The organism is Microbacterium sp. Cr-K32, assembly GCF_000708345.1.
Classification (GTDB): domain Bacteria; phylum Actinomycetota; class Actinomycetes; order Actinomycetales; family Microbacteriaceae; genus Microbacterium; species Microbacterium maritypicum_A.
In genome coordinates, this window is sequence record NZ_JARD01000026.1 from 61,986 (window position 1) to 75,932 (window position 13,947).

Below are 13,947 nucleotides of genomic sequence, written 5' to 3' on the forward strand. Positions count from 1 at the left end.
CTCCCTACTCCCACTCGATCGTTCCCGGCGGCTTCGACGTGACATCGAGCACGACGCGGTTGACGTCGCGCACGCCGTTCGTGATGCGGTTCGAGATCTTCGACAGCACGTCATACGGCAGACGCGTCCAGTCGGCGGTCATGGCGTCTTCGCTCGACACCGGGCGCAGCACGATCGGGTGGCCGTAGGTGCGGCCGTCGCCCTGCACACCCACCGAGCGCACGTCGGCGAGCAGCACGACGGGGCACTGCCAGATCTCCTGATCGAGGCCGGCCTTGGTCAGCTCCTCGCGGGCGATGGCGTCGGCCTCACGCAGAATCTCGAGACGGTCAGCGGTGACCTCACCGATGATCCGGATACCGAGGCCGGGCCCCGGAAACGGCTGGCGTCCGACGATCGCCTCGGGGATGCCGAGCTCGCGACCGATCGCGCGGACCTCGTCCTTGAACAGGGCGCGCAGCGGCTCGATCAGCTCGAAGTCGAGGTCGTCGGGAAGGCCGCCCACGTTGTGGTGCGACTTGATGTTCGCCGTGCCCGCACCACCGCCGGACTCGACGACGTCGGGGTAGAGCGTGCCCTGCACGAGGAACTTCACGGGAGCGCCGCCCGAAGCCTTGGCCTCGGCGACCAGGTCGAGCTGCACCTTCTCGAACGCACGAATGAACTCGCGTCCGATGATCTTGCGCTTCTCTTCCGGGTCGGTCACCCCCTGGAGGTGGCCGAGGAAGGTCTCTGCCGCGTCGACCGTGATCAGACGCACGCCGGTGGACTCGACGTAATCCTTCTCGACCTGCTCGCGCTCGCCCTTGCGGAGGAGGCCGTGATCGACGAAGACCGCGGTGAGCTGGTCGCCGATGGCCTTGTGCACCAGTGCCGTGGAGACGGCGGAGTCGACACCGCCGGAGAGCGCGGAGATGACGCGGGCGTCACCCACCTGCTCGCGGATGCGCTCGATCTGCTCGGCGATCACGTTGCCGCTGTTCCAGTCGGACGCGAGGCCCGCACCCTTGTGCAGGAAGTTCTCGAGCACGCGCTGACCGTGGTCCGAGTGCTTGACCTCGGGGTGCCACTGCACGCCGTAGAAGCCGCGCTCCTCGTTCGCGAACGCCGCGACCTTGGTCGCATCCGTCGTCGCGAGCACGTCGAAGCCCTCGGGGGCCTTGGCGACCTGGTCGCCGTGGCTCATCCAGACGTTCTGCTCGGCCGGCTGACCGCCGAGCAGCGTCCCGCCGTCGCCGGTGATCACGGCATCCGTGGCGCCGTACTCGCGCAGACCGGTGTTCGCGACCTCGCCGCCCAGCGTCTGGGCCATGTACTGGAAGCCGTAGCAGATGCCGAGGGTCGGCACCCCGAGGTCGAAGACCGCCGGGTCCAGCTTCGGCGCTCCCTCCTCGTACACCGACGAGGGGCCTCCGGAGAGGATGATCGCGACCGGGTTCTTGGCGGCGATCTCCTCAGCCGTGGCGGTGTGCGGCACGATCTCGCTGTACACACCCGCCTCGCGGACGCGGCGGGCGATCAGCTGCGCGTACTGCGCGCCGAAGTCGACGACGAGCGCAGGACGCTGCTGGGTCTCGGACTGTTCGGTCAACGGACACCTTCCGGGGCGGGGGCGGAGGCCTCGGCGGCCTCTCTGGTGGCGAGATAGGTCTTGACTTCACGGGCGACGACGGCCTCCATGAAGAACGACAGCAGCGGCACGACGCCGCCGAGCGCGAGCAGGATGAAGCGCGGGAACCGCCAGCGCATCAGGCTCCACATGCGGAAGCACGCGAAGAGGTAGACGACGTAGAACCAACCGTGCGCCACGAGGATGAACAGCGACAGGTTGAATCCGTCGCCCAGCGAGGTCATCTCGCAGGAGTTGGTCATCGGGGCGAACAGCGACCACCACTGGCAGTCGGGCCCGGCGAGCACGCCGGCGAACCAGAGCGGTCCTCCGGAGCCTCCCATGAAGAGCTCGAGGTGGATCGGCGTGTACTTGAGCACCATCTCGGTCAGCAGCAGGAGCAGCATGACTCCTGTGATGATCGACGCGATCTGGTAGAACTTCAGCGCACCGCGGATCGCCGGAAAGCTGGCGACTTTCGGTTCGGGCATGCGTCCAGTCTAGCCGCCGGGAAATCGTGTCGAATCCGGGCACCATCGTGCGGAGAGAGCGCTGCGCATCGGTCAGGAATCGAGAAGCACGCGGGAAGACGCGCTCGTAGCGTCGTCGACATGAACACCACGATCGATTCCCTCACCCTCGACGTCCCCGACGTGGACGCCGCCCGCTCGTTCTACGCGCACGCGTTCGACCTCGGCGATCGCCTGCGATTCCGCACCGCGGATGCCGACACCACCGGCTTCCGCGGCTACACCCTGTCGCTCGTCGTCTCCCAGCCTGCGAATGTGCGTGCACTCGTGGATGCCGCGGTCACCGCCGGCGCCACGGTGATCAAGCCCGTGTCGAAGTCGCTGTGGGGCGTCGGCGGCACGATCCAGGCCCCGGACGGCGCTATCTGGAAGGTCGCGACCTCGGCGAAGAAGGACACCGCTCCCCCGAGCCGGACGGTCGACGAGATCATCCTCCTGCTCGGAGCGGACGACGTCGTCGCATCGAAGACCTTCTACACGGAGCGCGGCATCCCGGTCGGCAAGAGCTTCGGCCGCAGCTATGTGCAGTTCGACACCGGAGCCGGCCCGATCGGCCTCGGCCTGTACCGGCACGCATCCCTCGCGAAGGACGCGGGCGTGCCCGCCGAAGGATCCGGCTCGCATCGGATCACGGTCAACGGCGTGCTCGGCGCTGCGGTCGACCCCGACGGATTCGTGTGGGCTCCCGTCGCAGTCGACGCCTGAATCCCGGACGACGTGGCGAAGGCCGCCGGGAGAGTCCCGACGGCCTTCGCCTGTGTCATCCCCTACCCGATCAGAACCACCGGGTCAGCAGCTCCCAGAGCCAGTCGAGGATCGCACCGATGATGCCGCCGGCACGGTTGACGGTGACCGTGGCGGTCGCCGCGTCTCCATCGGCCTGCGACGCCGCCACGGTGTACTTGCCCGACGGGGCGCTCTTCGGCACGGTGACCGAGGTGCTGAACGTGCCGTCGGCGCCGACCTGGACGGTGCCGACCTGCACCGGCTTGCCCTTCTTTGGGCGCAGCTCGATCGACACGGTCTCGCCGGGCACGTAGCCCTCACCGGTGACCTTGAGGCTCTTGCCCGCGGTCACCTTGGACGAGCCGAGGGCGATCGTGCCGGCGAACTCGGCTTCTCCCGCGATCGTGAACGGCACCTGCACCGTGGTTCCGGTACCGGCGACGTTCACGGTGAGCACCTGCTCGCCGAAGACACCGGACGGAACCGTGAAGGTCAGGCTGGCGCGCCCGCCCTCGTCGGTGGTGTCGACGACCGCCGGGTCGACCGCACCGGCCGCGAGCTGCGTGTCGCCGAGCGACAGCGACACCTCACCCGGAGCCGGCTCGCCCGCGCTGAAGGCCAGCGAGGAGAGCGACACGGTCACCTGGTCGCCGGCGCTGTAGCCGTCGGCATCCGCGGGGCTGACCGCCACGCCGACCGCGCGCTGGGCGTAGTCGGGGCTCGCGGTCTTGTTCGCGTCGAACCAGTCGACCATGGACTGCAGGTCGACCTTGCCGGTGTCGCGCTTGCCCGTGCCCTCCTTGAAGGTGAAGAAGTTGTCTCCACCGGCCGCGAGGAACGAGTTGGCGGCGACCGTGTAGTTCTTCGCCGGATCGAGCGGGGCACCGTCGAGGGTGATCGAGGTGATCCGCGAACCCTGAGCTGCGGCGGGATCGTAGGTGTAGACCAATCCCTTCGAGACTCCGAGCTTCAGGAACGGACGAGCCGAGCCTGCCGGCTGCCACTGCTCCTCGAGCACGCCCTTCAGCTGCGCCCCCGTGAGCGTCAGCGTCACGAGCGTGTTGGCGAACGGCTGGACCGTCGCCGCCTCACGGTAGGTGACGTTGCCGTCGGGGTCGGACGCGCCGGCCGATGCGTACGTGAGGTTCGCCCGGATGCCGCCCGGGTTCATGATCGCCACATCAGCGCCCGTGGACCACTTCTGCACATCGGCGACGAAGTTTCCTATGGTGGACTCGCCACCGCGGTTCTCGGATCCGTTCGTCTGACGCGCGCGGTTGAAGTCGGCCGTGATGTCGCCGACCTTGATCGCACCCAGCACATCGGCCTCGGCCTTCGCCTTGGCCACGATGTCCGCGACCTCGGGGACGGCCGGGTAGAGCGGCTTGCCCGCAGCGGTGAGGGGCTTGATCTCGTTGGTGATCGAGATCAGGTCCTTCGTCTTCGGGTCGACCTTGATGTTCATCAGGCCCAGGTTCTCGCCGTACTGCCCCGCGGAGACGACCGGGCGGCCGTCGATCACGTGGTTGTAGGCGAGGTGGGTGTGCGCCGACACGATGGCGTCCACGTCGTCATCGACCCCGTAGACGATCTCGCCGAGGGGCGAGTCCGGCGTGATGCTGGAGAGCTCGACGCTGGACGCGCCTTCGTGCACGAGCAGGATGACGACATCCGCCTCGCCGTTGGACTCATCGCCGTCGCGCAGGTCGTCGGCCACCGCGTTCACGGAATCGACGATGCTGCGGACCTCGAGGTCCTTGATGCCCTCGGGCGAGACGAGCGAATCGAGGTCTTCGGTGACCGCGCCGACGAAGCCGACCCGCACGCCGTCGAGCTCCTTCACCCAGGCCGGTGCGAGCGCGGGCTCGCCGGTCTCCGTGACGAACACGTTCGAGGAGATGTACTCCCAGTCCGCGCGCTCCTGCACGCGATCACGCAGGTCTTCCCAGCCCTGATCGAACTCGTGGTTGCCCGCCGCACTGACATCGAGGCCGGCCGCGTTGAGCGCGTCGATCGTGGGGTTGTCGTCGTTGATGAACGAGGTGAACGTCGACGCGCCGATCAGGTCGCCGGCACCGGCGAAGATCGTGTTCGGGTTCGCCTCACGGAACTGCTTGACCGCACCGGCCAGGACCGCCGCACCCGCCGCAGCGCCGTCGGCCTCGATCCGACCGTGGAAGTCGTTGACCGTGACGACGTCGATGCTCACCGGCGGGATCTCCGAGGAGACGCCGACGATGATGGGGTCGTGGTCGCTGGAGCGGTAGGGCGTTCCCTGCTCGGTGGCGCCGAACGCGTAGCCGCGGTCGCTCCATTCCGGGGAGTTGATGCCCCACACGCCCGCACCGGTGATCGACGAGGCGAGCGACGGCGACGCGATCACGTGGTCGAGCGAGCCGAGCTCGCCGTCGAACGAGTACGTGTACTGGCCGGAGGCCTTGTCGGCGACCAGGTCGCTCCACCCGTTCGAGGTGAACACGTCGATCGGATCTTCCTTGCCATAGGCGTTGAAGTCGCCGATCAGCAGCATGTCACCGCTGCCGGTCGTCTGCTCGAGCTGGTCGGTGAAGGCGAGGATGGCGTTCGCCTGCTTCACGCGGTCGGCGTTGAAGAAGCCCTGTCCGTCGGCCGGCTCCGCTCCTGCTCCCTCGGGCGGCGACTTCGACTTCAGATGGTTCGCGACGACGGTGACGACGCGGCCGTCGATGTCGAACGCCTGCGCGATCGGCTCGCGGGCGTTGCCCCACACGGTCTCGTCGGTGACGGTGACGCTGTCTCCGACCCGCTTGACCGCATCCTTCTTGTAGATGATCGCGTTGGTGATGAAGTCGGTCGTCGCCGCGTTGTTCAAGGCGGCGGGAGTGGGCACGTAGCCCCACACGTCGCTGCCGGCGTCGGCGTTGAGGCCGGCGACGAGGTCCTTGAGGGCGGTGTCGACGGGCTTGCCCAGCTTGACCGAGTTCTCGATCTCCATGAGCGAGACGATCTCGGCGTCGAGCCCGTTGATCGCCGCGACGATCTTGGACTTCTGGATCGCGAACTGCGCCGCGTTCGCCGCGCCTCGGGCGTTGGAGTTCTCGCTCTTCAACGTCGTGAAGTAGTTGTAGACGTTGAAGGACGCGACCTGGACGTCGCCGCCCACGGACGGCGCGCTGTCGGTGCGCGGGTTCGTCGCCTCGAAGCCGACCTTGAGGTCGGCCGACGAGGAGTCGTCGATCGGCACGACCGGCTGCAGGCGCCAATCGTTGAAGCCCCACTGCAGCACGTAGCCGTTGTCGCCGAAGTCGACGGTGTCGCCGTTGCGGACCACCGTGTCCTTCGTGAAGTAGGGCTGCTCGCCGGGGTGGCCGCTGTTGGACACCTGGATCGACCAGCCGTCGTCCAGCAGGATGCGGTTCGCCCGGTTCGCCGCGGCGATCGCGGCAGCCTCGGCGCCGGGACGCGTGGTCTCGGTGCTCTTCACGGCGAGTGCGTCACCGGCATTCAGCCAGAGCGTGCCGAAGTTGAAGAGCTGGTGGCTGGAGGCGAGACGGTAGGTCCCCTCCGGAGCCACGTACATGTTCTCGAACTGCTCGCGGTCGGCTCCCTGCACCGCGGCGGGCAGCGGTGTGACGGCGGGAACACCGACGCCTGCCGTGACGACGGAGACGTCGGCGGCCGCGGCCGGGTTGATCTGCGTCTGTCCGAAGTACTCGCTCACAGAGCCCGTCACCGAGACGAGGTCGCCGATCGCGAGGGTGGGGTTCAGCGCGTTCAGGAAGACGAAGACGCCATCCGAGGCACCGGGCGTCGCGTCGGTCGCGCCGCCGGAGCCCTGGGTCTGGATGACGATGCCCTTGTAACCGCCGGTGCGGTAGTCGGCAGTGACCACGCCCTCGACCTGCACGGTCTGCCCGTTCAGCGGCGAGACGTCGGTCGTGCCCTGGACCTCGGCGATGGTGGCCGTGGTCGGATCCGTGCCCGGACCGGTGCCAGGGTCGGTGTCGCCGGAGTTCTGCGGGGTGATCGTGGGCGAGAGCGTGAAGTCGGCGCTGTTGACGTCGGTGTCGACGCCGCCCGTGCGGTTGAGCGACTTGACGTCGGTGTTGCCGGAGGGCGCGGTGGCCGCCGTGCCCTCGAAGGTGTTCGAGGTGCCGTAGCCCAGCAGGTCGACGACGCCGTCGACGCCGACGGCCGAGCCCGGCGTGAGGCTCACGGCCGCGGTGCCCTCGACGAGCGCGAGCGTACCGTTGGTACCGCTCGGGGTCAGGGTGCTGACGGCATCCGGTGCGGGCAGCTCGGCACCGTTCGCGCCGTTGCTGTTGCCCTGCACCAGGTAGTAGCCGCCGGCGGGGATGACGCCGGTGAGCGGAGCCACGCCGTTGAACGCGGCCGTCCCGTTCGCCGAGCGGTACTGCAGCGACATGCCGTCGAGGGTGATCGGAGCCGAGGTGGGGTTGTACAGCTCGACGAACTTGTTCTTGAACGCCGCTCCCGCGCTGCCGCCGGAGAGATACGCCTCGTTGATCACCACCCCTGTGCCCGAGGTGTCGGCGGTGGCGGGAACGGCGGCCAGCGAGCCGAGGCTCAGCGCGGCGACACAGGTCACGGCGAGAGCGCCGATGCGCCCTCGACTTCTACGGTGCGAGACGGGAGCCATGCGGTTCCCCTCGTCTGGAGCGGACATCATCGGTGCGGTCTCCTCGGTCGGGTTCGACACTTCTCAGGACTGTCACGGCACACAGGGGAAACTCCCAGCGTGCTCACATGGTTGCGAGCATACGGAGCGGTCCGGACATCCTCAACGGAGTTTTCCGATTCGTCATCGAGCGATCACCGGATGGCCGGAACGACCCCTGACGAAGGTCACTACCCACACACGATGGCGCACAATTGCGCATCAGAACGCGCGCGGATGCGCGTGAGATCAGGCGGTGGTGTGGCCCTGCGCCTCGTCCTCGAACTCCTCGACCTCGCGCTCCCAGGCATCCTTCGCGAGGCGATACCAGAGATAGAACGCGAAGCCGGCGAAGATGGCCCACTCGACCGCGTAGAAGACGTTGAGCCAGTTGACGGGAGACATCTCATCGGGTGCCGGCGAGGAGATGTCGACCAATCCTGCCGTCGCCGTGGTCGAGGCGAGGTAGGGACGGTAGACGTCGAGTTCCTCGACATCGTGCCAACGGCTGAGGAGCGCGGCCGGCGACATGCGATCCAGCCGCTGCGGATCGGAGTGCGGCGGTACACGGGGACCCTCGTCCGAGATGATGCGTCCGGTGACGTCGACCTCGGAGCCGTCGGCGCCGGCTTCCAGTTCTTCCACGGCCGCGTCAGCCGTCTGCTGATCGGGAGCCCAGCCGATCGCGACGGCGATGGAGGTGCGCTCGGCGACCCGCAGCTGACCGGTGACCCAGTAGCCCTCGACATCGTCGTTGAAGCGGCTCGACACCACGATGAAGTCCCCGGGAACCCAGGTGCCGGTGGTCTCGACCCGCTGACCCACGAGCGGCTCGGGCAGATAGGCGCCCGGCTCGAGGACGTCGGTGAGCTGCTGGACCTGCTCGGTGGCACCGGGAGCGGGCGGATCGGTCTCGATCGCGCGCTCCAGCTGCCACTGTCCGAGCCAGGCGAAGACCCCGGCCACGAGGAGGCAGAGCAGGAGCATCCCGATCCAGCGTCCCCGCAGCATGACCTCGCGGAGAGTCGGGGGGAACAGAGCAGGAGTGGTCACGGTGGAGCGCAGGACCCTCAGGCCTCGTACGGTGCGAGCACGACCTCGACCCGCTGGAACTCCTTGAGGTCGGAGTATCCGGTGGTCGCCATCGACTTGCGCAGCGCACCGATGAGGTTCGCGGTGCCGTCTGCCACGGGCGCCGGGCCGTAGAGGATCTCTTCGAGCGTGCCGATGCCGCCGACCTCGACACGGTGGCCGCGCGGCAGCTTGGGGTGATGCGCCTCGGGCCCCCAGTGGAAACCGTGGCCCGGTGCGTCGGTGGCACGGGCGAGCGCGACGCCGAGCATGACCGCGTCGGCGCCCATCGCGAGAGCCTTGACGATGTCGCCGGACGTGCCCACGCCGCCGTCGGCGATCACGTGCACGTAGCGTCCGCCGGACTCGTCGAGGTAGTCACGGCGAGCGGCGGCGACGTCGGAGACTGCCGTCGCCATCGGCGCGTGGATGCCGAGGGTGGCGCGCGTGGTCGACGCCGCTCCCCCGCCGAAGCCGACGAGCACACCGGCGGCGCCCGTGCGCATCAGGTGGAGGGCCGCGGTGTAGGTCGCGGCACCGCCGACGATGACGGGCACGTCGAGGTCGTAGATGAACTTCTTGAGGTTGAGGGGCTCTGCGACACTCGACACGTGCTCGGCCGACACCGTGGTGCCGCGGATCACGAAGAGGTCGACGCCGGCGGCGGCGACGGTGTCGTAGTACTCCTGAGTGCGCTGCGGGGTGAGGGACCCTGCGACCGTGACGCCCGCTTCGCGGACCTCGGCGAGGCGACGGGTGATGAGCTCGGGCTTGATCGGCTCGGAGTACAGCTCCTGCATCCGCACCGTGGCCCCGGCATCGTCGAGACCCGCGATCTCCGCGAGCAGCGGCTCGGGGTTCTCGTAACGCGTCCACAGGCCCTCGAGGTCGAGGACCCCGAGTCCGCCGAGCTGACCGAGCATGATCGCGGTCTGCGGGCTCACGACCGAGTCCATCGGCGCGCCGAGCACCGGGATCTCGAAGCCGAAGGCGTCGATCGTCCAGGCGGTGGACACGTCCTCCGGGTTGCGCGTGCGCCGCGAGGGCACCACCGCGATGTCATCGAACGTGTACGCGCGGCGTGCACGCTTTCCTCGGCCGAGCTCGATCTCCATGGTCACCCCACCAGCCTACCCGGCGGCCGGACGGGCCCGTGCTGGAAGACTGGCTCCGAGACCGGGAGGACGACATGAGGACCGAGACCGTGGACGTCGTTGTGGTGGGCGGCGGCGTGATGGGGCTGGCGACGGCGTGGGAGCTGGTGCGACGAGGACGTCGTCCCGTCGTGGTCGACCGGTTCGCACGCGGCCATCATGAGGGCGCCTCGCACGGGGCGACCCGCAACTTCAACAACGCGTACGACGAGGATCACTACCTCGATCTGCTCGTGAGCGCCCGCGCCGGGTGGGATGCACTGGGCGACGTCGACGGCGAGCCGCTCCTGCGCCTGCACGGACTCGTCACCCATGGCCACCCCGACCTCGCCGCGGTGCACGTGGGGCTCGACGCCCGCGGCATCCCGAGCGCGGTACTCTCCCCCGCCGAGGCGAGCGCCCGGTGGCCGGGGATGCGCTTCGACGGCGACGTGCTGTGGTCCTCCGACGCCGGGGTCGTGCGCGCGAAGGAAACACTCCGCGAGCTGGAACGGCGGATCGTCGCCGGGGGCGCAGAGGTGCGCTGGAACATGCCGGTCGCGCACATCGACGAGCACCGGGACGGCGCCGCGGTCGATCTCGCCGACGGCAGCCGGCTGCGTGCGGAGATCGTCATCGTGACCGCCGGCGCGTGGACGCAGAAGCTCCTCGCCCGCTTCGGCCTGCCGCGACTCGCCGTCACCGAAGAGACGCCGGCGCACTTCCGGCCGCTGACCGACGCGACCTGGCCCTCGTTCAATCACTACGTCGATCCCGCGGCATACCCTGCCACCGTCTACGGCATGCCGACGCCAGGCGAAGGCGTGAAGGTGGGTTTCCACCGCGTGGGAGATGAGGTCGACCCGGACGCCCGACCGCACCTGCCCACGCATCAACGCGCGCTGGCGGACTACGTGCGCGAGTGGATGCCGGGGCTCGACGCCGCATCCGCCGCGCCGATCAGCTGCACGTACACCTCGACCGACGACGGGACGTTCGTGCTGGATCGCCGAGGCCGGATCGTGGTGGGCGCCGGATTCTCCGGTCATGGCTTCAAGTTCGCCCCGGGCGTCGGCGGGATCCTCGCCGACCTCACGATAGATCCCACCGCGCGCGCCGCTGCGCCCTTCCGGCTGCCCTGATCCGCGCCGAAAGTCAGCGTGTGCGCGCCACCCGCTTCTCGTCCCACACGGGCTCGTCGGATTCGTACACGTCCCCGTCCGATCCGAACACCAGGAACCGGTCGAACGACCGCGCGAACCAGCGGTCGTGAGTGACGGCGAGCACGGTGCCCTCGAATCGTGCGAGCGCCTGTTCGAGCGCCTCGGCCGACTCCAGGTCGAGGTTGTCTGTCGGCTCGTCCAACAGCAGCAGCGTCGCCCCGGAGAGCTCCAGCAGCAGCACCTGGAACCGCGCCTGCTGTCCACCCGAGAGCGAATCGAACGTCTGCTGAGCCTGCCGCACGAGGCCGTACCGGTCGAGCGCCGAGCTCGCGGCATCACGCGGCATCCCGGCGCGTCGATCGTCGCCGCGGTGCAGGATCTCGAGCAGCGTGCGTCCGACGAACTCCGGATGCGCATGCGTCTGCGCGAACAGGCCGGGTACCACGCGCGCACCGAGGGCGGCTGTGCCGGTGTGCTCCACCGCGCTCAGCTGCTCGCCGGTCGCGGTGACATGGCCGAGCGTCGCATCGGGATCGCTGCCGCCGCGCGCCAACAGCCGCAGGAAGTGCGACTTCCCCGATCCGTTCGAGCCCAGCACGGCGACCCGGTCGCCGTACCAGACCTCGGCATCGAACGGACGCATGAGCCCGGTCAGCTCCAGCCGCTGCGCGACCACCGCCCGCTTGCCCGTGCGCGCGCCGCGCAGTCGCATGTCGAACTCCTGCGCGGGCGGCCGCTCCTCGGGCGGGCCGGCTTCCTCGAACTTGCGCAGACGGGTCTGCGCCGCCTGATACCGCGACGCGAAACCGTCGTTCGCCGAGGCTTTCACCTTGAGGTTCGCCACCAGGGTGCGCAGCTTCTCGTGCTGCTCGTCCCAGCGCCGGCGCAGCTCGTCGAGCCGGTCCATCCGGTCGATCCTCGCCTGCTGGTAGGTGCCGAAGCCGCCACCGTGCACCCAGGCCGTCGCGCCGGCTCCCCCGGGTTCGAGGGTGATGAGCCGATCGGCCGCACGAGCGAGCAGCTCGCGGTCGTGCGACACCAGCAGCACGGTCTTGGGCGTCTGACGCAGTTGTTCCTCGAGCCAGCGCTTGGTGGGCACGTCGAGGTAGTTGTCCGGCTCGTCGAGCAGCAGCACCTCGTCGGGCCCCCGCAGCAGCGCCTCGAGCGCGAGCCGCTTCTGCTCACCCCCGGAGAGCGTGGTGAGCTCGCGATACCGCGCCCGCTCGTACGGCACCCCGAGGGCAGCGATCGTGCACTGGTCCCAGACGGTCTCGTGCTCGTAGCCTCCGGCATCCGCGTACTCGGCGATCGCCGACGCGTAGGCCATCTGCGTGTCGTGCTCATCGCGTTCGATCAGCGCGTTCTCCGCCGCCTCGAGCCCTTCGGCCGCCGTGCGGATGCGTGCAGGAGCGACCCGCACCAGGAGCTGCTGGACGGTCTCGCCCGCCTCGCCGTGACCGACGAACTGGTCCATCACGCCGAGTCCGCCGTCGATCGTCACCACGCCGTCATCGGCCGTCTGATCGCCGCGGATGATGCGGAGCAGGGTGGTCTTGCCCGCGCCGTTCGGGCCGATCAGCGCGCTCGTCGAGCCGGCGCCGACGCGAAAACTCGCCTCGTCGAGAAGAGGTCTGCCGTCGGGGAGCGTCAAGGAGACGCTGGATACATCGATAGAGCCCACGGTGCGTGGCCGTCCTTCCGCCCGCGCATGCCGAGCCGACCAGGCTATCAGCAGGAGCGGGCATGCTCCACACCGCGTCCGGAGATGCTCCGAACGGTCAGACCAGAACGCTCGACGTCGGCACGGGAGCGGCGAAGAGATCGAGCACGGGGCAGTGCGCGTCGACGACGGTACGCAGGTTCTCGTACTCCTCGGGGGTGTTCGGGCCGGTGATGTCGACCGCCACCCGCACGTCGTGGAATCCTGCACGCCCCGACTCGTCGATGCCGAACAGCTTGCGCACGTCGAGGTCACCCTCCGCAGTGATCTCGATCCCGTCGATCGTGAGCCCGAGAGCCTGGGCGTAGAGCCGGTACACGACCACCTGACACGAGACGAGCGCACCCAGCGCATACTCGACCGGGCTGGCCGCCACGTCGTCCCCCGCGAGCGCGCCCGGCTCGTCGACGATGAAGCGGTGCTTGCCTGCGCGGATCTCGGTCGCCACGGAGCCGATGCCGCGCCCACTGACCCGATACGTCAGCCGGGCATTGGCGTCGTCCGCCGCGATCCGGTCGTTCCACGCCGATCCGGCGTCGGTGAGGCGCTGCGCGCGCTCGGGAGTTGTGACATCGGCGACACCGGCGAGCTGGTCCTGGAGAAGAGTCATGGCCCGACGGTAGCGACCATCCCGCGTGCGCTGCCGGCAATTCGTCATCCGGCTTCACACCGGGACACGCAGCGTCACGACGCCGAGATGTTCTCCGCTCGGGTCAGCGTCGCAGCTGCTCGATGCGCTCGGACTCGCCCCACGCGCGGTCCGCCGTGAGAACGGGCATGTCGAGACGTCGCGCGAGTGCGAGACACAACCGATCTCCCAGTGAGAGCCCGCTCCCGCGTTCCCATGACTCCGCGGCGGCTTCGGCGTCGCGCTGAGACACGGGTTCCACCCGCACTCGATAGCTGAGCAGCAAACCGGAAGCGACCCCCCAATCGGCACCGGCTGCGCGCACCTTCTGCGCGACCTCCGACCAGTTCGCCGCTCCGATCACCGACTCATCGAGGACTTCCTCGACCCGATCGGCGCCCGGGTCTCCCTGCAGGAACGCGAGGAGCGCTGACGCGTCGACCACCATCACGCAGCCGCGTCCTCGGAGTTCGCTGATCTGCGTCGCTCTGCAAGAAGGGACTCGAGAGCGTCCTTCCCTTCCAGCTGCGACCTCACCAGCGCCTTGGCTTGCTCCCGGGTGACGAGAATCACGCCTCCCGCCGTCTCGATCATGAGCAGGGGAACCCCCTGCTCCCAGTGCTGACGGGCACGGAGCTCGGCGGGGACCACCAGGCGCCCACGGTCGCCCATCGGTGCAACGAATGTGGTCCCCATGCCCCGAGAGTACC

The 13,947-nt window shown here is 68.9% G+C and carries 11 protein-coding genes; 2 read left to right on the plus strand and 9 right to left on the minus strand.

Features of this window, described 5'->3' with window-relative positions; translation table 11 throughout:
• Window positions 1-4: 4 nt before the first annotated feature.
• Both guaA and GZ64_RS0112895 read right to left on the minus strand, forming a co-directional pair.
• Entirely contained in the window at window positions 5-1,591 is a 1,587-nt protein-coding gene (gene guaA / locus GZ64_RS0112890) for a glutamine-hydrolyzing GMP synthase (protein WP_021198890.1), read from the minus strand.
• Window positions 1,588-2,100 carry a DUF3817 domain-containing protein gene (locus GZ64_RS0112895; RefSeq protein ID WP_021198891.1) on the minus strand — a complete coding sequence of 171 codons (513 nt, stop codon included), beginning with the start codon at window positions 2,098-2,100 and terminating at the stop codon, window positions 1,588-1,590. The genes guaA and GZ64_RS0112895 overlap by 4 nt, the downstream gene beginning before the upstream one ends.
• Before the next feature lie 120 nt (window positions 2,101-2,220).
• Here GZ64_RS0112895 and GZ64_RS0112900 point away from each other — a divergent pair, with 120 nt between their 5' ends.
• Window positions 2,221-2,844, plus strand: coding sequence for a glyoxalase (locus GZ64_RS0112900; RefSeq protein WP_029266983.1), 624 nt, complete (start codon window positions 2,221-2,223; stop codon window positions 2,842-2,844).
• Between the two features lie 70 nt (window positions 2,845-2,914).
• On the opposite strand, the gene GZ64_RS0112905 is transcribed toward GZ64_RS0112900, so the two are convergent.
• The 3 genes from GZ64_RS0112905 to GZ64_RS0112915 all read right to left on the minus strand — a co-directional run bounded on the left by GZ64_RS0112905 (window position 2,915) and on the right by GZ64_RS0112915 (window position 9,708).
• Window positions 2,915-7,504 carry an ExeM/NucH family extracellular endonuclease gene (locus GZ64_RS0112905; protein ID WP_231479898.1) on the minus strand — a complete coding sequence of 1,530 codons (4,590 nt, stop codon included), beginning with the start codon at window positions 7,502-7,504 and terminating at the stop codon, window positions 2,915-2,917.
• Window positions 7,505-7,771: 267 nt separating this feature from the next.
• On the minus strand, window positions 7,772-8,533 hold the full coding sequence (locus GZ64_RS0112910) for an SURF1 family protein (protein WP_051668045.1): 762 nt from the start codon (window positions 8,531-8,533) through the stop codon (window positions 7,772-7,774).
• A 59-nt stretch (window positions 8,534-8,592) separates the two neighbouring features.
• Entirely contained in the window at window positions 8,593-9,708 is a 1,116-nt protein-coding gene (locus tag GZ64_RS0112915) for a GuaB3 family IMP dehydrogenase-related protein (protein ID WP_021198895.1), read from the minus strand.
• 74 nt (window positions 9,709-9,782) lie between these two features.
• Between GZ64_RS0112915 and GZ64_RS0112920 the strand changes: the two genes are divergently transcribed.
• Window positions 9,783-10,868: an FAD-dependent oxidoreductase gene (locus GZ64_RS0112920; RefSeq protein ID WP_029266986.1), complete on the plus strand. Its 1,086-nt coding sequence runs from the start codon at window positions 9,783-9,785 to the stop codon at window positions 10,866-10,868.
• A gap of 13 nt (window positions 10,869-10,881) precedes the next feature.
• Here GZ64_RS0112920 and GZ64_RS0112925 read toward each other — a convergent pair whose 3' ends face one another.
• The 4 genes from GZ64_RS0112925 to GZ64_RS0112940 all read right to left on the minus strand — a co-directional run bounded on the left by GZ64_RS0112925 (window position 10,882) and on the right by GZ64_RS0112940 (window position 13,933).
• Window positions 10,882-12,570 (minus strand): ABC-F family ATP-binding cassette domain-containing protein, encoded by a 1,689-nt coding sequence (locus GZ64_RS0112925; RefSeq protein WP_029258597.1) that lies wholly within the window; start codon window positions 12,568-12,570, stop codon window positions 10,882-10,884.
• Between the two features lie 97 nt (window positions 12,571-12,667).
• On the minus strand, window positions 12,668-13,219 hold the full coding sequence (locus GZ64_RS0112930) for an OsmC family protein (RefSeq protein WP_029266987.1): 552 nt from the start codon (window positions 13,217-13,219) through the stop codon (window positions 12,668-12,670).
• A 103-nt stretch (window positions 13,220-13,322) separates the two neighbouring features.
• The gene (locus tag GZ64_RS0112935) at window positions 13,323-13,685 is read right to left on the minus strand and encodes a type II toxin-antitoxin system VapC family toxin (RefSeq protein WP_036331535.1); all 363 of its coding nucleotides are present in this window, start codon (window positions 13,683-13,685) and stop codon (window positions 13,323-13,325) included.
• A complete protein-coding gene (locus GZ64_RS0112940) occupies window positions 13,685-13,933 on the minus strand; it encodes an AbrB/MazE/SpoVT family DNA-binding domain-containing protein (protein WP_021198899.1) in 249 nt (82 codons plus the stop codon). The genes GZ64_RS0112935 and GZ64_RS0112940 overlap by 1 nt, the downstream gene beginning before the upstream one ends.
• Window positions 13,934-13,947 lie beyond the last annotated feature (14 nt).